Origin of the sequence: Paenilisteria newyorkensis (genome assembly GCF_000766145.1) — a bacterium.
Lineage (GTDB): Bacteria > Bacillota > Bacilli > Lactobacillales > Listeriaceae > Listeria_A > Listeria_A newyorkensis.
Genome location: NZ_JNFB01000045.1, coordinates 87,034 through 113,702, shown reverse-complemented (window position 1 = coordinate 113,702; position 26,669 = coordinate 87,034). Strand labels below are relative to the sequence as shown.

General features: G+C 42.6%; 15 protein-coding genes. 6 read left to right on the top strand and 9 right to left on the bottom strand.

Features of this window, described 5'->3' with window-relative positions; translation table 11 throughout:
• Nucleotides 1-119 precede the first annotated feature (119 nt).
• Both rplI and EP58_RS15580 read right to left on the bottom strand, forming a co-directional pair.
• Complete coding sequence (gene rplI, locus EP58_RS15585; RefSeq protein ID WP_036094752.1) at nt 120-566, bottom strand: 50S ribosomal protein L9; 447 nt, start codon at nt 564-566, stop codon at nt 120-122.
• A 1-nt stretch (nt 567) separates the two neighbouring features.
• On the bottom strand, nt 568-2,544 hold the full coding sequence (locus EP58_RS15580) for a DHH family phosphoesterase (RefSeq protein WP_036094751.1): 1,977 nt from the start codon (nt 2,542-2,544) through the stop codon (nt 568-570).
• A 472-nt stretch (nt 2,545-3,016) separates the two neighbouring features.
• Here EP58_RS15580 and EP58_RS15575 point away from each other — a divergent pair, with 472 nt between their 5' ends.
• The gene (locus tag EP58_RS15575; protein ID WP_036094750.1) at nt 3,017-3,838 is read left to right on the top strand and encodes a hypothetical protein; all 822 of its coding nucleotides are present in this window, start codon (nt 3,017-3,019) and stop codon (nt 3,836-3,838) included.
• Between the two features lie 116 nt (nt 3,839-3,954).
• Nucleotides 3,955-7,770 (top strand): immunoglobulin-like domain-containing protein, encoded by a 3,816-nt coding sequence (locus tag EP58_RS15570; protein WP_036094749.1) that lies wholly within the window; start codon nt 3,955-3,957, stop codon nt 7,768-7,770.
• A 262-nt stretch (nt 7,771-8,032) separates the two neighbouring features.
• Here the strand turns inward: EP58_RS15570 and EP58_RS15565 are convergent, their stop codons facing one another.
• Nucleotides 8,033-10,165, bottom strand: coding sequence for an MMPL family transporter (locus EP58_RS15565; protein WP_036094748.1), 2,133 nt, complete (start codon nt 10,163-10,165; stop codon nt 8,033-8,035).
• A 135-nt stretch (nt 10,166-10,300) separates the two neighbouring features.
• Between EP58_RS15565 and EP58_RS15560 the strand changes: the two genes are divergently transcribed.
• Nucleotides 10,301-10,846, top strand: a complete 546-nt coding sequence (locus EP58_RS15560) for a TetR/AcrR family transcriptional regulator (protein ID WP_036081475.1) — start codon at nt 10,301-10,303, stop codon at nt 10,844-10,846.
• Nucleotides 10,847-10,935: 89 nt separating this feature from the next.
• Nucleotides 10,936-11,679, top strand: coding sequence for an HNH endonuclease (locus tag EP58_RS17100; protein WP_052164948.1), 744 nt, complete (start codon nt 10,936-10,938; stop codon nt 11,677-11,679).
• A 69-nt stretch (nt 11,680-11,748) separates the two neighbouring features.
• Here the strand turns inward: EP58_RS17100 and EP58_RS15550 are convergent, their stop codons facing one another.
• The 6 genes from EP58_RS15550 to rpsF all read right to left on the bottom strand — a co-directional run bounded on the left by EP58_RS15550 (nt 11,749) and on the right by rpsF (nt 17,169).
• Nucleotides 11,749-12,636: an aldo/keto reductase gene (locus EP58_RS15550; protein ID WP_206539790.1), complete on the bottom strand. Its 888-nt coding sequence runs from the start codon at nt 12,634-12,636 to the stop codon at nt 11,749-11,751.
• Nucleotides 12,637-12,966: 330 nt separating this feature from the next.
• On the bottom strand, nt 12,967-13,968 hold the full coding sequence (locus EP58_RS15545; RefSeq protein WP_036094746.1) for a DUF4003 family protein: 1,002 nt from the start codon (nt 13,966-13,968) through the stop codon (nt 12,967-12,969).
• Between the two features lie 139 nt (nt 13,969-14,107).
• The gene (locus EP58_RS15540) at nt 14,108-15,502 is read right to left on the bottom strand and encodes a branched-chain amino acid transporter BcaP (RefSeq protein WP_036094745.1); all 1,395 of its coding nucleotides are present in this window, start codon (nt 15,500-15,502) and stop codon (nt 14,108-14,110) included.
• Nucleotides 15,503-15,961: 459 nt separating this feature from the next.
• On the bottom strand, nt 15,962-16,201 hold the full coding sequence (rpsR, locus tag EP58_RS15535; protein ID WP_036061496.1) for a 30S ribosomal protein S18: 240 nt from the start codon (nt 16,199-16,201) through the stop codon (nt 15,962-15,964).
• Between the two features lie 54 nt (nt 16,202-16,255).
• Nucleotides 16,256-16,816 carry a single-stranded DNA-binding protein gene (gene ssb / locus EP58_RS15530; RefSeq protein ID WP_036094744.1) on the bottom strand — a complete coding sequence of 187 codons (561 nt, stop codon included), beginning with the start codon at nt 16,814-16,816 and terminating at the stop codon, nt 16,256-16,258.
• A 59-nt stretch (nt 16,817-16,875) separates the two neighbouring features.
• Nucleotides 16,876-17,169, bottom strand: a complete 294-nt coding sequence (gene rpsF, locus EP58_RS15525; RefSeq protein ID WP_036094743.1) for a 30S ribosomal protein S6 — start codon at nt 17,167-17,169, stop codon at nt 16,876-16,878.
• Nucleotides 17,170-17,637: 468 nt separating this feature from the next.
• Here rpsF and EP58_RS15520 point away from each other — a divergent pair, with 468 nt between their 5' ends.
• Together EP58_RS15520 and EP58_RS15515 are read left to right on the top strand one after the other, a co-directional pair.
• Nucleotides 17,638-19,095, top strand: coding sequence for an AcpB/EbpR/MafR family transcriptional regulator (locus EP58_RS15520; RefSeq protein ID WP_036094742.1), 1,458 nt, complete (start codon nt 17,638-17,640; stop codon nt 19,093-19,095).
• Nucleotides 19,096-19,583: 488 nt separating this feature from the next.
• Complete coding sequence (locus tag EP58_RS15515) at nt 19,584-26,606, top strand: immunoglobulin-like domain-containing protein (protein ID WP_159106232.1); 7,023 nt, start codon at nt 19,584-19,586, stop codon at nt 26,604-26,606.
• Nucleotides 26,607-26,669: the final 63 nt, after the last annotated feature.

Sequence of the window (26,669 nt, the reverse complement as noted above, 5' to 3'; positions counted from 1 at the left end):
TGTGCTCCGATGCTCACGTACAGTCGTACGCTCTGCTTCGGTGCTCAACTTCGCCTAGGGTCTGGACGCTTGTCGGCGCCCGCTCGTTTGGACTCTCAATCATGAGGATTAGTTCGGCTTTATTCTTCGGAAACGTGAACATCCAGTGTTGCGATGACTTCGTGGTGTAGTTTTACTGGGACTTTTGTGTGTCCTAGTGCGCGGATGGCTTCTGGGAGGTCGATTTTGCGTTTGTCGACTTTGATTTTATGGTCCTTCTCTAAGGCTTGGGCGATTTGTTTCGACGTGATGGATCCGAAAAGTCGGCCGCCTTCGCCTGATTTTGTTTTTAGTTCAATTGTTAGTTTTTCAACGGTTTCTTTCAAGGCTTTTGCGTCTGCGAGTTCTTGTGCCGCTTCTTTTTCTGTTTTCTTTTTTTGACCTTCAAGCGCGCTGATACTGCTACTCGTCGCTGCTGTTGCTAGGCCTTTTTTAATGAGGAAGTTTTGTGCGTAGCCCTCTGCTACCTCTTTGATTTCGCCTTTTTTAGCTGTGCCTTTTACGTCTTTTAAAAATATAACTTTCATCTTAGTTTTCTCCCTTCCAATAAGCATCGATGGCTTGTAAAAGTTGTTTTTTAGCTTCTGAAATTGTACTATTTTTTATCTGAGTGGCCGCATTGGATAAATGTCCGCCGCCGCCCAGTTTTTCCATGATCACTTGGACATTGATTTCGCCGAGTGAGCGCGCGCTAATCCCGATCATCTTATCCGGGCGTAGCGTAATGACGAATGAGGCCTGAACGCTCTCCATCGAAAGCATCGTGTCTGCCGCCTGAGCCGCAATGACCGTATCGAAAACTTCATCTTCGTGTCCCGTCGCAATCGCCATGCCATCATGGTACACTTCCAATGACTCGACCAAGCGACTCCGCTGCCTAAACGTCTCAATATCCTCTTTCAAAAATTGCTGCACAAGAACGGTATCTGCACCAAGCGATCGTAAATAACTCGCCGCGTCAAACGTACGTGAACCAGTGCGAAGCGTGAAGTTTTTCGTATCCACAACAATTCCCGAAAGGAGTGCCGTTGCTTCAATTTTGCCAACTTTTTCAGTGGCTGGTTGATATTCGAACAGCTCAGTCACAAGCTCTGCCGTCGAGGAAGCGTATGGCTCAATGTAGACGAGCACAGGGTTCTCAACGAATTCTTCGGAACGGCGATGGTGATCGACAACCACGACATGTGCTGCGGTCTCCAACAATTCGCGATTGATAACCATCGAAGGTTTATGCGTATCGACGACGACCAGCAAACTCTTGTCTGTAATCATATCAAGCGCAGCCTGTGGCGTGATAATGTTGCGAATCACGTCCGGATACTTCTCGATTTCGCGCATCAAACGCTGCACATCCGGACTCATTTTGCCCGGCTCCACCACGACATAACCCTGCCGCTCGTTCATTTCCGCGATTTTCATCACGCCTAGACTCGAACCGACCACATCCATATCCGGATAACGATGCCCCATCACGAAAACTTGATCGCTCTGCGTAATGATTTCCTGCAACGCCTGCGAGATAACCCGCGCCCGAACCCGCGTCCTTTTTTCCATCGGATTCGTCTTGCCGCCATAAAAACGAACTTGGCCCTCCGGCTGCTTAATCACGACCTGATCCCCGCCACGACCGAGCGCCAAATCAAGCCCCGACTGCGCCAGATCCGCCAAATCAATCAAGTCATTCTCCTTGTAACCAATCCCAACACTGAGCGTCAGAGGAATATTCTGCTTCGACGTCCGCTCCCGAATCCGGTCAAGAATCTGGAATTTCTCCTCCTCAAGCCGTGCCAACTGCGCCTCCGTCAAAAAGGCAATAAAGCGATCCGACGAAATCCGTTTCAAATAAATCCGGTGTTCCTTCGCCCAGTTCGTCAGCATCGACGTCACCAGATTGTTCAGCGCGCTACGTCTACGGTCATCCATCCCCTGCGTCCACTCATCATAATTATCCAGAAAAATGATCGCAAAAACCGATTTATCCGCCTGATAGCGCGTATTCAAATCATAGTATTCCGTCCGGTCATACAAATAAATAATGCGTTCCTTCCGTTTCACAATCGTATCAAAACGGTGCTCCCGCCAAGCAATCGACTGAATCCCCTGGTCCTCTTCCCCACGAATCACCGTCAAAAACTCCGGCCCAACATCCGCGAGCGACGACCCTAAAATGTCATCATCCTGCCCAAAATATTTCGCCATAAACGGGTTAAACCATTCCACATTATAATTCTCATCATATAGTAAAATCCCCATCGGCATCTCAACCAGCGCCTCACCCTCACTGCGCTTAATCCGATACGACAAGTTCGAAATATACTCCTGAACCTCTTTATTCAACCGATTCTCCATGAAAAACAGCGTTATAATGAGCGATGTAACAGCAACAAATAAGAGTACTGCCAACCACCACTTATAATAAAAAGTGACAACCGTCAGGACAAGTACGACTGCTATTAGCCCATACAATGGATATTTTAGCATTCTCTTCTGAAAAAAGCCTGACATCAGCGAAAAGCCCCCTTGCTTTCTTAGATTAGCATCGAAATTAGGTGTCTATTGTTATGTAATTAGCCTTGTAAATGTAAATTCCCAAGCATCCCTTTAAGATCCCATCCTCGTTTTTACGCGAAGATAAGAATACTCTAATCATACCATAAATCGGGTTTTGAATGTTACTATGAAGCGAAAATGTAACAATGTTTGTTTTGTTGCACAAAAAACATATACCCTACTAAACCGTATTTTTTGCACCGAAATTGCGAATAAGTATACTTTTCCAGAGCGTTGTGTGACAATGTTGTGTATTTTGTAATTTCATGATTAAATCAAGCAAGAATAATATTGCATTTAAACTATTATTTATATAGAATTTATCTAGAATGTAGCGTTTTAAAATTGGATTCTAGACAATCTACAAACACATACTGTGATAAAATAGACATGAATCATTATCTTATCTGAATGGAGGTGACCGACAATGAATATTCGTTTTGAGGGAAAACATATAAAAAAAGGATCAGATACACTTATCGTTGTGTTTCAGGGGGCCTTCACCAGTGTTAATGAAGACTATGCAGATAAAATTGTTGCTGGAATTATAAGCTCAGAATCCGTAAAAGCCACACACACCCGTTATCATTTTTACAAACTTTCTGAACAATTGAGTGAACCAGATTTTTTCTTTATTGAGGACTATTACTCCCATCTATATGGATGGTATATGTTTGATAACGGAAATTTAATCATTCAAGAATTCAATAACAAGTTATCGAAATTTATTTGCAAACATAATTACAAAGAAGTCATTTTAATTGGAAGTTCTAAAGGTGGCGTAGGGTCCACTCTATACGGACTAATAAACCCCTATGTCACAAAAGTTTTCGGAATGGTTCCTGACCTAAGAATATCAACACCCGCTTATGGAAAAAGTGGCCAAAAATTATTTTTTAACAACAATATAGGGTTTGAAGAAAAGGTAAGAGATTTTCCTAAATTACTTTCAGATTATAGTGTGGCGATAGAAAATAAAAAATTCTATTATTACACAGGAATTAGGGATTACGGTTTTCGACAGTTGATTGAACTAAATAAATATTTATGTAAGGAGTACAACTATGATTCACATCTTATTGTCATGCCTACTGCTGATACACATAGCCCCCTTATAAAAAATCATACTAATCTAATCAACCATATAATCGATACAGTTGTTCATGAATGCCCTCTAGACGACGAACTATTTCTAGAAGTTGGTGGAAACGTTTATTTGAGTACCTATTTAGCTATAGCTAAAAAATAAAATAAATAACTCATTCACTGAAGAATGAGTTATGCGCCTATCACAAAAAGACTATTTATTCTTTAATATCAGAATTTTCATTTGTAATACAATAATTAAAAAGGGAGCATACAATTATGATAAGAAAATATTTTATAGCAATCTTGCTAGCTACAGCTTTACTATTTATTAGTACCACTACAGCATTGGCAGCAGACATACCAAAAAACATAACGGTAGCTGAACAAAACAGAGCTCTAAACAACTGGCGTACACTTTTACTAGGTACCAAAGTCGATGAGAGCGATGCTACTTTGATGAATGTACTAAAAAATCGGGATGCTGATTTAAACATTATTCTAAAAGACATATCAAAAAATATTAAAGGAATACCTACTGATTCTAAAAAACGTTATATTTTTAATGGTTTGAAAAATTGGCCAGAAAATTCCAAATCAATTGTTACAACTGTCATGAACGTAAAACTAATGGCTATTCAATACAATACACCAGGCTCCATTTATTATCAAGATGCTGTTCTAAAACAACAAATTCTTGATTCACTCGAAGTTATTTATGTGGATATGTACAACGAAAATACACAAGCCGCCGATACAGGTAATATGACTGATGTGGGTGATGAAACTGATACAAGTAATGAAGATGTTACAACTCCCAAAAATGATGTAAACGATTGGAATATATTTATACCCAAGCAACTTATAAATACTGTTATTCTAATGCAAAAGGAACTAACCGAGTTAGCAGGAAAAGAAAAGGATTCTATAGACCTGATCCAATGCTATTTAAACGCTTTCGACCACTTCGAACCACAAAGTGAAACTGATTCAACAATCGGATCGGGCGCAAATCGAATTAATAAAGGCATGATTATTGTCCTGCGAGGCGTAATTGGTTTAGATCAACATAAAATCAATCTAGGCGCTAAAATCATGGAGCGAGGCTACAGAACTATTGCTCCTGGCACAACGCCCAGCGACGGCTTCTATGCAGACGGTTCCTTCATCCAGCACAAGCATACACCCTATAACACTGGTGGTTATGGCACCGATATACTAGAAACGAGTGCTAGCCTACTTCAATTATTCAATGGAACAACCCTTCTTAACAATTCTGATTCCGCCAATAATTTTCAAGTTTTTCAAAATAATATTTACCTATACCTAGATAAAAGTTATCTACCCACGCTATATAAAAATGAAGTTTTGGATATGACTCGCGGGCGCAAAATAACCTCAAACAAAGACGGCTCCAACGAAGATGTTGCAAACAAAATGCTTTACAATATGTATCTAATCAGTCAAAAAAAGGATTCTCTCAAAAATACGTATAGTAATATTGTAAAATCATCCATCTACGAATCCTCCTTTGGACCCGATTTTTATAAAAATATGAGCCTCTCACAAGCACAAACATTTAAAACACTGCTAACAAATGATGCTGTTTCTGATACATACAGCGAAAGTAAAAAAAATATACTGATGTCAACCGCACGTCGAATGATTAATCGTAATAAAGACTATGTAGCTGGGATCAGCATGTTCTCTAAGAATATATCCGCTTTTGAATTTATTGGTTCACATAATAAAACTGGCTTTTATACTGGTACTGGTGCACTTTCTCTTTACAACGGGGATAACGCTCTTCGTGGCGACTACTATCCAACAGTTGGGATGGCAATGCTACCTGGTACAACATCAGATATGAAACTCCCTTCTCTTGAAGCACCCGCTGATAATCAAAAACTATTTGGTAATACCGAATCTTGGTCTGGTGGTATCTCAGACGGTCTAAATGGTTCTGCTACAATGGATTATAGCATGGCCAATGTAACCGGAAGCTCACTTTCCGCCAAAAAATCTTGGTTCTTCTTGGATGATAGAATTGTAGCTATGGGTACAGATATAAACTCACACGAAGGCCTAAACACCCAAACAATAGTTGAAAATCGCCAACTAACGGATTCTTCTAGCACACTTAGCGTTAATGGACAAGAAATACCCTTAGCTCAGAACGCAACAAAACAGATTGCAAATGCTAGCTGGGCATATCTGACTGGCGCAAAACCGAGTCAAAATATCGGGTATATCTTCCCGCAACTATCAAGCATCAGCGCGTATAAACAAAAGCAAACTGGAGATTGGGATGAACTTGACTCAAGCAACAATAGAAAAATTGTTAGTGCAACATATGCTGGCTTAACTATCCCTCACGGAGCAAACCCTTCAAACGCTTCCTACATGTACATGATTTTACCTGGCAGCTCTGAGGAAGAGACAGAAAAAATGGCTACTAATTCTGGCGTCTTAACTACGAATACAGGTAGCGTTCAAGGCGTACTTGACAAAGAACAAGACTTAGCAATCATGAACTATCGCGCTCCTGATGAAGTTGGGTATGGAACTGTGACTAATCACAATTTTAATAGCAAAGCCTATACACCTGGTTCTATCATGATTCGCTATACCACCACAGAAGATAAACAAACAAAAACAATCACACTATCAGACCCTTCCATGGAAGCTGATTCCATACACTTCTCGGTACCTAAAGAATCTTATACCGCAATTAGTTTAAAATCCGAAAAAGGTACCGTTACATCAGCAGGGGATAATTGGGATATAGTCGTAAATACATCAGGTAAGTCAGGCGAATCATTCCAATTCGTTTTTGAAAAAGAGCCTTCCACATTGAAAGCAGATGAATACAAAATAATTGATGGCAGCAACCGTGTAACTGGAACATATACTGGACCGGTTGCTAAAATAGCTTTAGAAATTGACGGTACTTTGCAACAAAAAATCACTCCAACATCTCCAACGTACAGCTATTTTATCAGAGGCATAAATAACGCAACCAAAGAAGTATATGTTATCAGCTATGATTCGGCTGGCGAAGAGTTGCATCGAGTCAAGGTTGATATAATCTCAACAAAAGGCGCTCTGACAACAGTCCCATACACAATAGACTTAGAAAACTATATACAAGGTATATTCTCTGGTGATATTACGAAAATCAGCATTATAATAAATGACGTTGAAAAAGGAAAAATAAGTGTAACACCACCAAACCTCAAATACTATGCAAAAGACCTAGTTACAAAGTTAGACGACAAAGTTTTTGTAGTTGGTTACGATTCATTAGGTCAAGAATTAGATAGAAAGAGAGTAGACATAGGGGCAACCGGTAGCATTGAACCGTCTAAATTTATGCTAGGTCAAGATAGCTACGTAACCGGCGTGTACACTGGTGATCTTGTTCAAGTAGAGTTAAAAATAGATGCTGAGACGAAGCAACGCATCAACGTAACAAATAACACAATTAAATATTATCCGTACAAGCTAATTACAAATAAAGATCAAGTGGTGCAATTAATTGGTTATAATTCAGCTGGTATACCAGTAAGTGAAGTCACCGTTCCTATTGGACCATCAGGAGACATCCAAACAAATACTTACACATTGGGAGACTCTCATGTTACAGGCACATTTTCGGGTGACGTTGCTAAAATCGAACTAACCGTCGATAATGTAGCTGGCACAAGGATTAATGTTCCCGCATCAGGTTCCGATTTCCAATACTATGCAAAAAATCTCATCTCAGCATCCACACAAATTGTTATCGCGACCGCTTACGATTCCAAGGGTAACGTTCTTGCTAAATCTACAGTGAAGGTCTTGAACAAGCCAAAAATACTAACAAGCGAGATTAATAAAACAGGTTACATTAAAGGCTCTATAGAGGGCGATGTACAAAAGATAAAGCTTAGTGTTGATGATCTAGAACAAAAAACTACTGTCAATGTTCAGCCCGATGGTACTTTTCAATATTACATCAAATCAATAGGCTTAACTGCATCAAATAAGGTGAAGCTAATTGGTCTTGACTCAAACAACGTAGAAATTATATCAGTTGATGTCAAGATTCCATAGGGGAAAAAAATGTTTGACACATCCTTCTATAGACTTTCGTTATAGTCTCCTTTAGGGGTGCCAACATATCTGTTAGGAAAATATACAGGGCATCACAAAAGCAACAGATCGAGTCACGCTTGTTAGTTATAATTCCATGGGATCTGCGGTATCCTCTAAAACGATTAACATTCAATAGCGACCGTATTTATTAAGTAACATAAAAACCCGCGGACGACGTATGAGATTACGATGTCCGCGGGTTTTATGCTGTTAAAAATCCTTACTTCTTATCCTTCAAATGATGCCCTTCAATATCCATCGATGGCAACACTTTATCCAACCATTTCGGCATGTACCATGAGCCTTTTCCGAATAGTTTTGTTAGGGCTGGGATGATTGTTAGACGCACGATAAATGCATCGAATAATACGCCGAAACCTAACGCAATCCCGATTGATTTGATCATTGGGTCTGGCGCGAAAACGAAGCTGATGAAGACGGAGAACATGATCAGAGCTGCTGCAATGATGACGGGCCCGCTTTCTTTCAAGCCAGTTTTGATGGAATGCGTGTTGTCTTTTGTTAGTGTGTACTCTTCGTGGACGCGGGACATGAGGAATACCTCGTAATCCATCGCGAGTCCGAACAGGATGCCGATCGTGATGACTGGCAGGAAGGCGAGAACTGGGCCGGTGGTGCTGATGCCGAACAGTTCGCTAAATACGCCGTCTTGCATAACCATCGTCGTGAAGCCGAGTGTCGCTGTTAGTGAGAGCACGAAGCCAAGAACGGCAGTCAGTGGAATCAGTAGTGAGCGGAACACGACTGTGAGCAGGATGAATGCCAATACAACAATAACGGTTGCAAAAACTGGAATCGCGTCGTTGAGTTTTTGGGACATGTCGATGTTGATTGCGCTTTGTCCGGTTACTTCCATGTTGACGCCGTATTTGCTATCGGCTGTTTTTGCGTAGCTGCGTAAATCATGAACGAGTTGCGTTGTTTTACTGCTTGTCGGTCCTGTTTTTGGAATGACGGTAATCAGCGCGTAGTCACCATTTTCATTCGGCATTGGCGGCGTTACGATGGCCACGTCTTTCATACCAGAAATGTGTTTTGTGACTGCGGCTAGATTGGCAGCACTGCCTTTTTCTGTTGTATCCGCTAAAATAACCAATGGTCCGTTGAAACCTTCGCCAAATTTGTCGGATAGAATATCGTACGCTTTCTTCTCGGTGGAGTCTTTCGGTTTCGAGCCGTTATCCGGGATTCCGAGTTCCATCGAGCCGAACGGGATGCTGAGTCCGCCGAGAACGATAACCGCGATTAGGAAGGCAATAAGTGGTTTCCCAACAACGAATTTCGTCCAAATGTTGTCGCCTTTTTTGCCGGCTTTTTCTTTTTGTGGCTTAATTTTCTTATGGAAAACGCCGATGAATGCTGGGATTAGGATTAGCGCGGAAAGCACGGCGAATAGGACGCTGAGTGCGGATGCGAGTCCCATAACGGTCAGGAATTCGATGCCGACAAGGGATAAACCACATACGGCGATAATAACGGTAATTCCGGCAAAAATGACGGCGCTACCTGCTGTTCCTGTCGCGAGTCCGACTGCTTTTAGGTGATTTTTCTCGGTGCGGATGATTTGGCGGTATTTAAATAGGATAAATAACGCGTAATCTATCGCAACGGCGAGGCCAATCATGACCGCCAGCGTGAGCGTGACGTTTGGCATTTCGAAATAACTGGAAATGATCGCAATAATGCCGACACTTGTTCCCAAGCTTAGAATCGCCGTGATAATTGGCAGTCCTGCTGCGATTACCGAACCAAATGCGATGATCAGGATGACTAGCGCCACCACGATACCGATTGCTTCTGATGAACCGCCGATATCCATTGGTGTAATCATGACATTACCAGTCATCTCGGTTTGAAGATGCTTGTCATCCATGCCTTTTAGCGCATCTTTGACTTTATCAATCGATTTCTCATTGACCGCGAGCGCGCTGACGTTGTAACTAATATCAGCGAAAGCCGTTGTCATGTCTGGACTGATTGTTTTTGCTTCGTACGGGTTCGCGATGCTTTCTATTTTGTCATCACTTTTCTTAATTTCTGCTAAAACTTGCGTGATTGCAGCTTGCGATTCAGGTGTCACGATACCTTTTTCTTGGTCGCTTTTAAAGACGACGCGGATGCTGCCTTTTTGACTATCCTGCTTGAATTCTTCCTCGATTTTATTCGATGTATCTAGTGATTTAAGACCGCTCATTTTGATGTCATCTGTAAAATTAATACCTTTGACGCCTAGTACGGCCACGATTATTCCTAAAACAACAAACCAGGAAATGATTGTTTTCCATTTGTGTTTAGCGAAAGTCTGTCCTAATTTGTAAAGTAAATTTGCCAATTGGTTGTTTCCTCCTTCGATTCACGCTATTATATATTTATAGACATACAGTGTATATTACACGATTTCGAGATGAAATGTAAGAACCAGATTGTTTGGTCTGTATAGTTAAGCAACACTTTAGGAGATGTGTAGATGAACGATTCGGATTTACGTGTGCGAAAAACGAAAAATGCACTTTATAAAACGCTATTGCAAATGCTTGAAACGCAGGAGCTGGCTAGTGTTACGGTGAATAGTATTTGTAAGGAAGCTTTGATTCACCGGACTACTTTTTATAAGCATTTTTTTGATAAGTATGATTTGTTAATGTATGTGTTGCATGAGCAGTTTCAGGACTATTTTGCGTTGGATATTAAGGACCGGATTAATCATCCGTTTCAGTCTGGGTTTGATACGGTATACATGGATATGCAGTTGGTGCTTGAGAAGCAGAAGAATGATGATACGTTTTTCAAGACGATGGCTTCGTTTTTTTTGACGGAATTTCAGAAGGATATCGAGGCGAATATGGATAAATTGACGCTTTCAGATGATATTCCCGCTGAGCTGTTGACGTATATTTATGCGGCAAATTTGGGCGCGATTATGTATTGGTCGCAGCAGATGACAACGCCCGCCGATTGGGCACAGATGGATAAGCTGTTTAAGGCCGTTTTGCCAGTGAAAATCGATTTATAAACGTTTAAAATGTTACAAAAACTATTTTTGACTCTTCTAGCTATCCATTGTACAATTCTCGTATGGACATACTGCATAGGAGGTTAGACATGAAGACAGTTTTCGATGGGGTTCATTATTTTTACGATTATAGGCTACTGGCAAAAAAGGAAAGTATCACGGCTATATCGCTGCATACTAACAAGCAAGGCAAGCGTAAAATATCTTATGACGAGGCCAAACAGCTTATTAGTGGTGGCGTTGCTGGCTTAATTCAGCCGGATCGGATTCATATTTTTTACCGAGAAATAGATATTAAACGAATGGTTCGCAGGCGCGATCGGCAACTATGCGTTTATTGTGGCGGTCGCGGCGATACGGCGGATCATGTCATTCCGGCTTGCGAGAACGGTCTCACAACGTTCACAAACCTAGTCTGCGCTTGCATGACATGTAACTTCGCAAAAGATTCACTCCCGTTGCATCTGTATCAGAAGCGCTTACTCCACATGACATTACTACAACGATGGCAACATTCGCGGAAATTAAAACGACAACAGGTTATCCCATTCCTGCCAAAAGACACGCAACAATATCAAGTTTTCTACGCCCGCACGAAAAAAGCAAATAAAACAATCACCGATACAGCCCTCTTGATTCAAAATTTAGATAAAAAACTCGTGGCTATCAACGCTCGGTTGAACAAAATGGAAAATCAGATCAAGCAAACGAGTAAAGCATCGCAAAGCCAGTTTGGACAACTCGGCCATGCTATTCAAAAAACACAGCATTTATTAGCCGAACAGCTAGAGGTTACTGCTAAACGGACACTATGGCAAAGAATATTTCGTTAAATAAAAGTGACACATGCAAAACCTCCTCAAATTCGGTGGTCATGCATGTGTCCTTTTTTATTCGTCGGATTAAGGCAATTCATTACCCGCTGCCAAATAGATTTCATACCATTCTTGTCGTGTCAGCGTAATATTTGACGCTGCGCTAATCGCTTGCAAACGTTCAGGGTTCATCGTTCCTACCACCGTTTGGATCTTCGCCGGGTGACGTAAAATCCACGCTGTCGCGATTGCCGTATTTTCCATGCCTTTTTCAGCAGAAATGCGATCGATCACTTTGTTCAACTCAGGGAATTTCGGATTATCGAGGAAAACCCCTTCGAAAAAGCCGAATTGGAACGGCGACCACGCTTGAATCGTAATATCTTTCAGACGGCAATAGTCTAAAATGCTGCCATCACGGTCAATCGAGCGGTCAATTTTCATGTTCACATTAAGCCCTGCGTCAATCATGCCCGTGTTGGTAATGCTGAGCTGCAGCTGATTTGCGACCAATTTTTGTTCCACGTATTTGCTCAAAAGCTCGATTTGCATCGGGTTCTGGTTACTCACACCAAACTCGCGCACTTTGCCACTTTTCTTAAGCGCTGTGAACGCCTCCGCTACTTCTTCCGGTTCCACTAATGTATCAGGACGGTGAAGCAATAAAATGTCGATATAATCCGTCTGCAAACGTTTTAAAATACCGTCCACCGACTCTAAAATATGTTCTTTCGAAAAATCGAACATGCCTGGGCGAATGCCACATTTCGACTGTAAAATCATTTTTTCGCGTACCGCTGGATTCATTCCCACCGCATCCGCAAAAACTTCCTCTGATTTTCCGCCACCATAAATATCCGCGTGATCGAAGAAATTAATCCCCGCATCCATCGCTGTGTTAATCATTTTTGCCGCATCGTCCTTCGATAAATCGGCCATACGCATACAACCAAGCGCGATTTCAGGAACGAGCATGCCACTGTTACCAAGATTAATTTTGTTCAATGGAAACACCTCTTTGTCTTATTTGATAAATGAGTCTGGAGCCTACCTCAGATAAATCGGCGACAAGCGTTCGCATTCAGGGGAGTTGACAGACTTCCGGTTCTCACATACACCAGTATGCTCCGCTTCCGGCTTCCGCCAACTCCCCTGAATACAAACGCTTTCGCTCGATTTGTGTTAAGCGAAATTTTACGTCCCACCCACTTTAGGTTGGCGATTCTCCCTGTTCTGAGTTTTATCACAGCTTCATTTGATAAACACTTACCCTCTCATTTTTACACTGTCTCGGGGCGAAGTCAATTAAGAACCTCCGCCACTACTCGCAGCCGCCGCACTGGCTGCCGCTGCTGCACTGGCCGCTGCCGCTCGCTCGATTGCAATCAACACGTGCACCGATACCATCAAGCTCTCGACCTGATCTTTCGTCATGTTGCGCGCCTGATCCTCCGTGTACAAACTAAGCGCCATCGCCGTGTAGAACTCCCGATTCCAACGCAAACCGCTGTCCCCCCGCATCGCCTCTAGCAAATCAAAAAACACCGCATCCAGCTCCGCACTTTCCCTCACATACGCCAAAATTCCAAGCGTCACATAATGAATCGGTCTAATTTTCACATCCGCATGCTCGAGCTCTTCCGCCAAATGCACCACTTTTTTCACATGATTCGCGTCACGATCCAAATAAATCAGCGTAGAAGTCGCCGCCAAAAACTGCAAACTGTCGTTTCTTCGGAATCCCGCACGATTAAATTCAGTAAAATAATACTCATTGATTTCCGTCAACTGCTCCACCGAAAGCGACGTATCCAGCTGCGCCATCAAAACCGCCGACGTCACATCCTCCGCCCCCGTCAAAAACGGATGCTGCTTCCGCAAAGCCATGTAAATATTACGCGCCCGCTCCGCCACATTTCGCGGCTTATCCGCCGTCCGCAAAAGCAAATACGCGCCAAAATACGTAAAGTTCGTCCGTTTGAATCCGCTTTCCACAAGCAATTCATAATTATCAATCACGCGCGCCACGGTCTTCTCATCATTTTGCCCATTCACCAATAACAGCCCAGCAAGCGACGCCCGCGTATTCCCATCGAGCGCATTGAAAAACCCCAATTGCTTCTTAAAAAGCGTCGTCGCATCTTTGAAAGCCTGACCATCCATCACTTCCTGCTCACTTGTGAATAACTGCGCCACCAAAAACCGAATCCGCTTATCAACGCCCATCACGCCCGAATTTTTCACCTGCTGAAAGTTCACTAATAAATCACGAACAATTCTACCACTATCAAAAACCAAATCTGCCATCCGCCGTCGCACTCCTTTGATATCACGTTATTTATTATCCCTATTGTACCAAAGGAAGAAAAAGACTACAAACACGAAAAAATTTTGCTCCGACCAAAAATAATACCCTAGCTACCGACGTAGCTAAGGTACCTTTTTCCTATTTATTCAACGTACTGTTCCTACGTCCAAATGTGAAATATAAAACCAAGCCTAGCAAGAACCAAACCCCGCACGCAATCCACGTTTCAACGGATAATCTCGTAATCAAGAATAGGCACATCAAGAAGGAGACGATCGGCAATACCGGATATAGCGGTGTTTTGAAGCCGCCAGTCGCAATCGATTTATTACGACGCAAAAAGATAATCCCAATCGAAACCATCATGAACGCGAACAACGTCCCCATATTCACCAGTTCCGCCAAGCGATTCAGCGGCACAAAACCAGCGAAAAACATGATAACAATCGCGTACGTCCAAGTACTTTTGATCGGCGTGTTTGTTTTTGCATCGATTTCCGCCATGCTTTTCGGCAACAACCCGTCACGACCCATCGCATAAATCAGGCGCGTTCCGCCATAAAGCATCACGAGAATAACCGTAATCATCCCGACAACCGCGCCCAGCGACACGATTCCCGCAATCCAATTTTGATTGATAACTTGTAGCGCAAAAGCAACTGGATCAGCCACGTTCAAGTCCTGATATGACACGATTCCAGTCAATACGATGGAAACCGCGATATACAAAACCGTACACACGAGCAGCGACCCAATAATCCCAATCGGCATGTTTTTCTGCGGATTTTTTACTTCCTCAGCAGCCGACGAAACCGCGTCAAACCCGAGATACGCGAAGAATACTAGCGCTGCACCGTTCAGCACGCCACTAAATCCAAATGGCATGAACGGCTCCCAATTATCCGGTTTCACATAGAATACGCCAACCAAGATAAATAGCAGGATCACGCTGATTTTCAAAATAACCATGAACGCGTTGACCCGTGTCGATTCACGAATTCCGCGCGTCAATAAGTACGCAATAATCGCGACAATCGCAATCGCCGGAATGTTGACATAAGTCCCAGCCGCCGGATTAAATGCACCCGAAATCGCATCGGGAATATGCAAGTTGAATCCAGACAGCAACGTTTTGAAATACGATGACCAGCCACTTGCAACCGATGCCACGGCCAAACCGTACTCCAGCAAAAGCGCCCAGCCGAGCAGCCAAGCAATAAATTCCCCAAAAATGACATAGCCATACGTGTAGGCACTTCCTGCAACCGGAACCGACGACGCAAACTCAGAGTAACAAAGAGCCGCGAGCGCACAGACTACCGCCGCAATGACAAAGGATAGCACGATTGCCGGCCCCGAATAAAGCGCCGCAATCGTTCCTGGTAAAATGAATATCCCAGTTCCAACAATCGCCCCGACGCCTAGGAAAATTAAATCCATCGCGCCAAGCGTTTTTTTCAAATGAATACTATTACTTTTATTATGAATAAGTGCTTCTAACGGTTTCTTTCTTAATAACGATTTCCAAAACATAATTTTTTATAGCTCCCTATTGTTTTTTGTTATAAAATGTATTTTAAAATCCTCTATCTATCATACACTTTAATGCGTATGTGCGTCAATGCTTTAAACGAGATAAGTAAAAGGAAGTACAGCTTGGGTTTGTTATGTATGTTTTTTGTAGGGCTGGGAAATTAGGTTGGAAAAGTTGGTTTGGATTGGTGGGGTATCGGGGAACAACTCTGATGGATTAACTGCTCGCTGTGCTCACCCTTATATTTTGGTTGTAATTCACTTCGTTCAAACAACCAATTGGCCTGCATTGGGGTGTATCTTCTAGCGAGGTTTTACTCTCAATCAGGTTTGGTGGGTGTATCAGGGGAACAACTCTGGTGGATTAACTGCTCGCTGCGCTCACCCTTATATTTTGGTTGTAATTCACTTCGTTCAAACAACCAAAACAAAACCTCCCGAAATCGGGAGGTTCAGGTTTTATTTCTCTTCAGCAACAAATGGTAATAATGCTACTTGGCGTGAGCGTTTGATAGCAATCGTTAATTTACGTTGATATTTAGCGCTCGTTCCAGTTACACGACGAGGAAGAATTTTTCCACGTTCGGAAACGAATTTTTTCAGTAACTCAGTATCTTTATAGTCGATATGCGTAATTCCGTTCGAAGTAAAGTAACAAACCTTTTTCCGACGGCGTCCGCCTCTGCGTCCTCCAGCCATTATAGTTTCCTCCTATCAAATTAAAATCCAGTCATACGTAATCTTCTCGATTTATTAGAACGGCAAATCGTCATCTGAAATGTCGATTGGCTTGCCATCACTAGCAAATGGATCGGCGTTACGTGGTGCTTGGTAACTCTGAGATTGAGGTTGTTGTTGATTCTGTTGTCCGTAGCTATTATCATTCTGTTGGTTGAAGCCGCCGCCAGTATTGCTAGTGCTATACGACTGCTGCTGTCCACCGCCATCATTATTGTTATTGCTGTAGCCACCACCATTACCGCCACCGTTTGCACTGCGGGGTTCTAGGAATTGGACACTTTCAGCAAGAATTTCTGTTACATAGACACGCTTACCGTCTTGACCTTCATAATTACGCGTTTGAACCTTACCGTCAACACCTGCTAAACTCCCTTTTTTAAGGAAATTCGCAACGTTTTCAGCCGGCTTTCTCCAAACAACACAATTGATGAAATCTGCTTCACGTTCTCCAGCTTGGTTAGTAAAGTTGCGGTTTACAGCAAGTGTAAATGTCGCAACTGCAACGCCCGCAGGAGTGTAACGTAATTCAGGATCTTTTGTCAGACGACCAACTAATACAACACGGTTCATCATAAGTAGAACCAACCTCCTCTCTTTTTTTCATAAAAATCCGAGCCATGACTCGGGGAATATTAAGCTTCTTCTTTAATGATCATGTGACGAATGATATCATCAGAAATTTTTGCTAAACGGTCGAATTCATTGATAGAATCCGCAGCAGTAGCAGAAATACGAGTGATTTGGTACAAACCGTCTTTATGGTCTTCGATTTCATAAGCCAAACGACGTTTACCCCAATCCTTCGATTCGATGATCTCCGCACCATTGTCAGTTAAAATGCCGTCGAAGCGCTCTACTAAAGCTTTCTTCGCCTCATCTTCAATGTTTGGACGGATAATGTACATAATTTCATATGTTCTTGCCATCTCTTTACACCTCCTTGTGGTCTTAGCGGCCCTGAAGTTGGTTCATAAGCGATATAAATCGGCGGCAAGCGTTCGCATTCCAACAATTTTGCGGACTACAAACGCTTTCGCTCGATTTGTTTAAAGCAGAATTTTACGTCCTACCCATTTAAAAACAAGAAGGACCTACAATCTTTTTTAAGCGTTTCATCTCTTATATTATAACAACCTCTCCAGTCTTTCCAACACGTTTTGCGGCTTCGGGACTAGAAACGGGCAAGGAATAATTTTTAATTACTCACGAGGTATAATTATAGCATAGCTTATTGGGTATCGCAACCTTGATTGTGTTAGAAATAGCGTCGAATTTTCTGCTTTCTTCTATATAGTGATATTTCTACATTGCGCAAGAAAATGGTAACTCATATTTGACCTCAGCTGGAAATTTCATTAGGATAGTAGCATAAGGATACGAGGGAGGTTTTACTAGTGAAAAATATTATTCCCGCATCGGATTATCGCCGATTAAAACTACTCAATTTGCTGTTTTTTGCAGATGCTCCGATTGTAAAAAAAGAAGTTGCTACTATTGTGGAATGTTCTGTTAATACTTTGAATGCGGACATCGAGACGCTCAACGCCACACTTCCCGAGGATGTCGCTCAGATTCTTGAGGCGGATAAAAAGCTATCGATGCAAACGACTCCTCAGATTAATTTTGATTATTTGACGGCGTATATGATATCGACAAGTCACCTGTTCCAATTGGCGCTTTCTGCTTTTGATGGCGAGAAAACGACAATCTCGGAATGGGCGGAGAACAATTTTGTGAGTCGGTCTACCTTCTATGTGAAATTGGCTGAGGTGGATACTTTCTTGGCTAGAAGTCGGCTTGTGCTGAACAATGCCCCGCTCGAAATACAGGGTGGTGAGATGAATATCCGTTTCTTTTTCTACCATCTTTTCAGTAAGTGCTATCCGTATTCTGGTTGGGTCATTCCGGATTTCGACTTTGAAACCTATATAGATAAATTTATTCAAAAATTCGAACATCATATGAAAGTTTATTTTTCACCTAGTACCCGTGTCGATTATGCAACGGCTATTGCAGTGTCTTTGAGGCGCATTAAACAAGGGCATACGATTAATCCAAGCGCGGAGGATGAGCAATTTTGGAAAGATATTTATACGTATCATAATGCGATGGAGATTGATTTTAGTGATTTGGAAGATGCGCTTGGTAGCCATATAATTCCTGTGGAGCGTTATATGATTATTATTATGTGTTTCCTGGGTTCGTTTACGTATGTCAATCGTGAACGGATGGTGATGCGCCTGTACTATAGCGAAAAATTTCAAGGTCCGCGTACATCGATTGCGGAGGATCTTTTGACGATTTTGAATGGTCGCGTTGCGGATACGCTTGCGCTAAAAGTGAGTATTGTGGATTATCTGGCGCGCTTTCTTTTCATTGAAAAAGCAAATCTGATCCTGGATGTCGATTATTTCTCGAAAAAACTTGTTCCCGATACGCAGGAGAAAGAAAAAATTATAACGACATTGAAAAAATATGAAACTTGGCCGGATTTTCAGTTTTTGAGGTCCAATCGAGAGGTTATTGCGACTTACATCCATAATCTTTTTTCTGTGGCGTTACTGACGGAGGCATATACTCGCGCTCTTCACGTTAAAATCATTTCAAAAAGCGGGTTCATGTGGGAGGAATATTTGAAAACGCAGATTCGCCGTTATTATTCGGAGGAAATGATTGTTTTCTGTGATGATCTAAAGCCTAGGGAACATTGGGCGCAACACGATCTTATTATCAGTGACTCGCCTCTGCCCAGCATCACGGACGTCGACGTGCTCGTTTGGCATATGCCGCCGATAAAACGAGATTTCACCGCTTTAGGTGAGGTTTTGGAAGCTAGATCCCATAGCAAATAAGAAAAAGCAGTATCATTCCCTACTTTTAGTTAGGTGAGTCATGCTGCTTTTTCTGCTTTTTAGCGAATAAATATGCACTCTGATGAATCACAAATCATGCGTTTTTAAGCTGTTACATTGATGTCTTTTCTGTGAACATCCCATTTTACGCAAAAAAAGTTACGCCCATTCTAATGACTTGAAACCCCAAACGCAGGTAAAATATAAGTAGGGATAAGAGCGAATAGCAAAGGCGCTCCCATTTAAAAATAACTAGGAAAGTGGTGATTAACACGCATGTTTGAGTGCTATGAATCTAGCATTACCATGCGATTAGATATTTCTATAACATAATGAAAATCAATCTATCCGATATAGAAAAACACGGTTTAATTGTAAAATAATGGTTCGACACAAACAAAGAAAAAATGTTAACTATTCTAGAGAAAATAAGGAGGATATAACTGCCAGCCATAAAGAATTATGCATAAGTAGTTATGATTTTAAACATGAAAAAGAAAAGTAATTTTGGATTAAAAGTTTTATCGATGGCGATGATCGTCTCTCTCATAGTACCTAGTTCCATCGGGAATATCGTGACATTCGCAGAAACCCAAGCCATGACGCAATCTACAAACACTGTGAACGAGGAGCAAACATTTGCATTCGCCAAAGAATTTCCGATTCAAAAAAGTGCCGATGACGCCGAAGTTTCGAGTACGGCGGTGAACTTAACGAGTACCGGCCTTGATTTACACGGTTTAGCAGGCGCAACACAGGCCACGTATTTACGTTTTGCCGATGTAGCCTTACCAACAGACGCAAAAATCACAAAAGCTTACATCGCATTCACAGCTCGTGATGCATCCTCAGCCGCTCAATCCACGACCATTAATGTGGCAGGAGAACTTGGCACGCAAGCAGCATTTGCAAGCACTGTCGCATCCTTCACAAGCCGCACCTTCACAACCACCACGATGAGCATGAAAACCCCCGTTGTTGCCACAAATACCATTTTCAATACCGACGACGTTTCATCTATAGTGAAAGAAATGCGCGCGAATACTGCGGACATTAAAGATTACGTGTTCAAAGTAACTGGCAGTGGCGTAGGCTCATTCGTTATGCGTTCTTTCGACTCTAGCGCTCCAATGGCACCAAAACTCATGATTGAATACACGTCTCCAACAGGCGAATACAACGCGAAAATCAGCAACACATCCGATGACGCAGAAGAATCAGGCACAGCTAAAACAATCGCCTTAAATGCTGAAATGAAAATCGGCGGTTACACAGCAGCAGCACTAACTCCGGCAAATAAAAACCTATCCGCGTTCCGTTTTGCGAATGTAGACCTTCCAGAAAACGCGAAAATTGACGATGCTTATTTGGAATTTACAACAAAAGCTACCGTTGCCAACCAGACTTCCAACATGGCGATTGCAGCCGAATTAGGCAATCCAGCAACCTACGCAACTACCGCTGGAAACATCAGCAACCGTGACTACACAGCTTCTACCGTGACATACCAGCAACCATCTTTTGCAACCACCAAACAAGTTATCCGAACGCCTAATCTAAAAAGCATCATCGACGAAACACGCTTAATGGGTTGGACAAACGGAAACGCGCTCGCTTTTAAAGTCGACGGCGACAACTATATCGGCAGTATTTATCAAGGTGGAACCGATGCTGCCCTACAACCAAAGCTTGTTATTAAATATTCATACAGCGAAAAAGACGCGATTGGCGAAGAAGTTACCCAAGATCCCGCCAAAATAAAAAACCTATTTATAAACGAAGTTGCGAGCATGGGGACGGACGTTCAGACAGACGGCTGGATCGAAATTTTCAACAACAACGATGCTCCAGTATTTCTTTCAAAAGATGTTTTTATATCCGATGACGCCAATGCTTTAGGTAAATCTGAGCTCAGCAACATCTATATCCCAGCAAAAGGATACCGCGTCGTGAAGGCAAACGGTACGCAAAATAATGCGTCTGCGAACTTCACGCTAGGCGACCGCGACACAACGCTTTATCTATCTACAAAATACGACGGCAGCTTCCACACGCTGGATACTTTTGCCGTGAAAAAAATGCCTTACAACGAAACATTAGGCCGTTTTAATGACGCCGACAAAAATCTCGTTTCCTATACAACTGGGACGTATGAAAGCTCGAACAATGGCGCGACTCCACTAGTAAACATCACGCCTAGCCAAACAACAGGAATGTACAAAGCCGGTTTCGACTTAACGCTAAAAACAGACAGCATCAACACGATCAAATACACGCTTGACGGCTCAACGCCTAGCGAAACAAACGGCACGACTTATACAGGCCCGATCAAAGTCGACAAAAATATGACAGTGAAGGCCTATGCCTATAACGCCAAACAAAATAGCGGTGTTCAAGCGTATGTGTATTCCATTCGTGATGATGCGGAAAACATTCCTTCAGCGAAAAAAGAATACCTTGTCAAAGCCGGTACAGATGATGCTTCAGTAAATGCTACATCTACCAATTTGACGGCTACATCACTCAATCTACACGGTCTTCTAAGAGCTGTGCCCGAATCTACATTTGTGCGTTTTGCAGATGTTTCTATCCCAGCCGATGCCGTGATTACAAAAGCTTACCTTACCTTCACGACACTAACAGCATCAAGCACACCAACGAATTTGTCAGTTGCAGGTCAAGTCGGAAATGGTGAGGCCTTCGCATCCACCGTTGCTTCCTTCACAAATCGCGCCCTGACAGAAACTACTGCGAAATCTACAACACCAGCAAAAGTAGCAGTCAACGATCTTGTGAACACAGGCGATTTGACAGAAGTTATCAATGAAATGCGCAGCTCCAACGCCGTACTGAAAGACCTTGTTTTCAAAGTAGATGGCGATAAAACTGGATCTTACGTTGCCCGTTCTTTTGAATCAAGTGCTACAATGGCGCCGAAATTAGTCCTAGAATATTACTCAGAAGACGGTGATTCTAGAGCTCAAGTGGCAACAGCAAACGACGACGCAGAGGAATACGGTACTGCAAAAACAATGAACCTCGGTGACAACCTAAGAATCGGCGGTTACTGGTCAGCTACCCTTACTCCCGCGTACAAAGACATCTCAGCATTCCGTTTTAACAATGTTAACCTCCCAGAATCAGCAGAAATTGAAGATGCTTATTTAGAATTCACAACATCCGCTTCAACCACTGCAAAAGTAAGCTCTAACATGGAGATCCGTAGCGAACTTGGCAATCCAGAAATATACAAAAGCACAGCTGGAAACATCACTTCCCGTTCTTACAGCAACATGGTCGTGAAGTATAGTCAACCAGCATTCACAGCAACTAACCAAATCGTTCGCACGGCCAATTTGAAAGATATCATCAACGAAAATCGCTTCAATGGCTGGAAAGACGGTCAATCCATGGCATTCCGCGTCGATGGTGATAATTACATCGGTAGTGTTTATCAAGGCGGCGGAGCCAACTCAGCCAGACTCATCATCAAATACAAAAACAATGCCAAAGGTCCAAGCATCGAAGGCGCCCTCACGACACCAGACAAAATCAAAAACGTCTTCATCAACGAACTATCATCAGAAGGCACCACAAGCTCTAAAGACGCCTGGGTCGAGCTTTACAACGACAATGATGTCCCGGTTGTTTTAGGCAAGGGTATGTACCTGACCGATAAAACAAAAACACTCGACAAATTCGAGTTTTCCAACCTTGTTATTCCGGCCAAAGGTTTCCGCGTGCTGTATTCAGATAAAGCGCCCGAACTTGGAAATAATCACCTAAGCTTCGAAATCGGTGGTAGCGGCGACGTTGTTTTATCCGCAAAAATCGGTTCTGAATTCAAAACGGTCGACTCGATCAAGTATACGAAACAAGCGTACAACCAAACATTCGGGCGCCAAACAGACGCAAGCAAAACATTAACGCTATTCAGCAATGAAACGTTTGGCACGTCCAACAACAGCGGTCAAACAAACTACGCCGTCCAATTCAGCAAAGATCGCGGCATGTATGACACTGGTTTTGACTTAACAATGACTTCAAAAGCCGGCATTACACTAAAATATACACTCGACGGCAGCGAACCAAGCGCGACAAAAGGTACGGTTTACACTGGCCCAATCAAAATCAGCAAAACAACCGTTGTTAAAGTCTACGGCTATGACGCAACTGGTAACACTGGCGTCCTTTCCAACACGTACGTTCTGCGCGATAACTACAAAAACGAAGTCACATCAGGCTATCAATGGCAGTTCAAAAACAACATTACAAGCGATGAATACGCACAAGCCATCGATGATTTTCCAATCGTTTCCGTAACTGGGGCAGCAGCAGATTTAGTGGCTGATCCTTACACACCAGGAACATTTGAGTATCTAGATTCACACATGGGTAGCGGCGGAACCAACTATTTCAACTACTCCGGCGCAAAAAAATTCGGCCAAGCAAGTGTTGGACAGTACAACTCCGGCGTAGCAGTGAAATTCCACCGTGACTACAACGCGAAAAAAGCAAAATACAACTTCTTTGACGCAACACCAGGCGAAACTTTCCCAGTCGTAGGTAAATTCAGTAAGTTAGAATTAAAAGAAGGTCAAGATGGTCCGCAAAACGACGTCTATAACCTAGGCTACAACCGTTACGACGAAACCGTTACAAACACATTGGCACAACAAATGAATAAAATTTCCCTGCACACAAAATATGTACACTACTACTACAACGGGAAATATATGGGCGTAAAAACAATGCGCGAAGACTTTGGTCAAAACATGTTTGAAGAATACTTCGGCGACAGCGATGATAACTACACGAAAATCCGCTTCCAAGATGGGTATTTTATTCCCGGTATCGTAGAAGCTGGCGAAGGTGACGCGAACATTTTAACAAAAGTAAAAGCCGTCGCAACAGCGAAAAACTTCCAAGAATTCAAAAACTATGTCGATGTAGAAGATTTAATCAAAACACAAATTCTCTTCATGTTTATTGATACCGAACAAGAAGTAGATGCCGTCGTTTCCAATGATATTTTAAACGGTAATGGTGTTAAGATGAAATTCAATATCAATGATACAGACGGTGCTTTCTACAATAACGGCGGCACTGGGACAAGCTCTTCTGTCTTTGCAGGTGGCGGCGGAACGTATCGCTACAAATGGGCAGACGCTAACTCAAGAAAAGGCGCCGGCATCCTGTTCGGTAATTTTTCAGGAGATAGTACCACTGTCCCAACAGCCGGAAACCTCGAGTTCAAAACACTTGTAAAAGACCAAGTACTAAAACAAATCGGTCCAGCAAACGGTGACTTCGCAGGTGCAGACGGTGCTCCATTATCTGTCGCAAACGTGAGACAACTCATTCTGGATAACCAAAAAGAAATCGATGCAGCATACAAACTTGACGCAGCATTCATGGGCGCTAGAACGACTATCTACAAAGATTGGTTAACAACACAAGTCAAAGTTCAAGCCCAAGTCCCAGACCGTGTGAAATACAACCTAGAAATGTGGACAAAATACGGCATGGCGCACACATTGCAAAACGTTAGCATCATCCCAAGCGGATCCGGCGTCGTTTTAAACAACCCGAATGCCAACACAGACGTTTACTACACAACAGACGGCACCGATCCGATGGGAGCAGACGGCGTTGTATCAAGCAAAGCAACGAAATATACAGCAGGAACTGTTTTGCCAAAAACGACATCACTTACTGTCCGTGCGTTCACAACAAACAACTGGGGACCAACAGCAAATAATGCCCTAGAAGCAGCAGATGCACAAAAAGACGCAGCAGCAGCGAAAACTGTCTCAGAATTATTCACAAATAACAGCCCAGATTCAGGCTCCATCAAACCAGCTACAGACCAACTAGCCATTGACGCAGCCAAAAAAGCAGTAGACACTGTAAAAGATCCAATTTTAAAAGCAGAACTACAAGCACAGCTAGCTAAAGCCAAATTTTTATTAGACAACAAAACATCGGGAACTATCACTGCAAATGCCTTTACATTTGGCGTGGACAACTACGTGAAAGGAACGTATACTGGCGACGTCGCTAAAATAGGGCTAGAAATCAACAATGCGCCACAACAAATCATTCCCGTCAGCAGTTCGCCATACCAGTATTACGCAAAAGACAAAATCAAAGCAGCTACAGACCAAGTTTCCGTGATTGCTTATGACAAAAACGGTAACGAGCTACAAAAAACGAAGGTAAACGTGCAAATGTCAACAACCGTTAAAATGACACCAAACTTCTTCTATATCGGTAAAGACAACTATGTAACCGGGCAATTTACTGGTGATCTTGCGAGAATCAGTTTGACAGTCAACGGTGTGGAAGGTACGAAAGTCGGTGTTGTTGCATCAGACCTTAAGTACTATGCAAAAAATCTTATTCTCAAATTAACAGATGACGTTAAAATTACTGGTTATGACACGAACGGCAAAGTCTTAGACACAAAATCAGTTATCGTCACGAAAGAACTTACAACAGGAACCTTCCCTTCTCTAAATCCATTCAAGCTTGGTAAAGAAAATTATGTAACTGGCCAAGTCTCTGGTGACATTACGAAAATTAGTTTGACAGTTAATGGTGTAGAAGGTACGAAAATTCCAGCTACGACGCCAGACTTCAAGTACTACGCAAGCAACATTATTTCGAACCTAAAGGACGTGGTTAAGATCACTGGTTACGACAATACCGGCAAAGTCTTAGACACAAAAACGATTTCAGTTACTACTGATGCAACAGCTGGAAAAATTACTTCGATAAACACATTCACACCTGGCAAAGAAAACTACGTAACTGGTCAAGTTTCTGGTGACGTTACGAGAGTTAGTTTGACAGTCAATGGCGTGGAAGGTACAAAAGTTGGCGTCACTGCTCCAGATTTCAAGTATTACGCTAACAACATCATTCGCAGTGCAAAGGATACTGCTACAATGACAGCATATGACAGCACCGGAAAAGTACTCGACACCAAGCCCGTCACAATCACAGGAGCAATCGACACCCTAAACACGTTCACTATCGGCAAAGATAACTATATAACAGGCACATACATTGGCGATATTAAAAAAATCGAGCTACAAGTCAATGGCGTTACACTACAACGAGTTGGCACGACAGATGGTATCATCAAATATTACGCAAAAACAAACATTACAAAAGCCACAGATAGCGTAAAAATAGTGGCCTTTAATACAGCAGGCGAAGAAGTTACCAGCAGAGTGCTCTCCATCGCATCAGCCAGCGGAAGCGTCACGGTAAACCCATTCACAATCGGAGCTGACAACTACGTAAAAGGGGAATATACAGGCGATGTAGTGAGAATACGCCTAACAGTAAACAACGTGCAACAAGCGACTGTTCAAGTTCTCCCAGCCGGTCAATTCCAGTACTATGCGAAAAGTTTAATCACAAGTAAGAATGATAAAGTTGTCCTGACCGCGTATAATGCGACGAACGAGATTCTTCAGGAAACTAATGTTATTGTAAACTAAATCAACGAAAGAGCCCTCTAGATTCCATAATCAGGGGGCTCTTAATACATATTAAACGCTAAT